The 893-nt window shown below is 39.8% G+C and carries 1 pseudogene; it reads right to left on the reverse strand.

The features are described 5' to 3' along the window. Window positions 1-5: 5 nt before the first annotated feature. A pseudogene (locus QM917_RS10580) lies at window positions 6-852 on the reverse strand (IS630 family transposase). Between the last annotated feature and the right edge of the window lie 41 nt (window positions 853-893).

Here is an 893-nt window from a genome sequence, read left to right on the forward strand (position 1 = left end):
TATAGTTATTTAGTTTTAAAAAAGCACTCTAATGATTCAAAGATATTGGGGACTTCCCTTAATAAATCTGTCACTTTCTTTTTCAAGATAGCCCAAGCCTGCTCAATAGGATTCAAATCTGGTGAATACGGTGGTAGAGGTAAGAAAAAGTGTTTATCTTGAATGCAAAGCTCATCCAAGATGTTCTTGGGATGAAAACTAGCATTGTCCATGACAATGACATGAGGGGTCTTCAAAGCAGGTAGAAGTTGCGTTTTGAACCACTCCACAAAGAAATCGCTCGCCATATTTTCCTTGTAAATCATAGGAGCTATAAACTCTCCGTCTACTTGTCCTGCAACAATTGAAGTCCGCTCAAAACGCCGTCCACTAATCTTTTCATAGACTTTCTCCCCTCTAGGAGCCCGTGCATAAGGACGATAGAGGTAGCGGTCGATTCCTGTTTCGTCAATATATACGACTGGTAAATCTTTTAGGCTATTCAAAATATCAAGAAACTCAGCGACTTTCTCAGGATCTTGTTCCTTAAAGCTAGTCGTCTTTTTTTAAAGTGACCTTAATCTGCTTTAAAGCTGCCCATACTGAAGGAACAGCACAATCAAAATGTGTCGCAATTTCCCGTAAAAAAGCATCTGGATGAGCCTCTACAAAGGCCTTCAACTCCTCCAAAGGAATCTTTCGGCTTTTGGCGACTCGCTTTTTCCGCTCTAAGTGTCCTTGTTCACGTAATTTCTTTTCCCATGTGAAGAGAGTTCTGACGCCAACATCAAAAACTTTGGCCGCCTCGACATGGCTGTGTCCCTCTTTGATGTAATCTAATGCTCGTTGTTTAAAATCTGTACTATATGCCATGGCTTTATTATAACATGTATTTTATAAACTAAGTGACTATA

Source organism: Streptococcus infantis (genome assembly GCF_047460685.1).
Taxonomy (GTDB): domain Bacteria; phylum Bacillota; class Bacilli; order Lactobacillales; family Streptococcaceae; genus Streptococcus; species Streptococcus infantis_AD.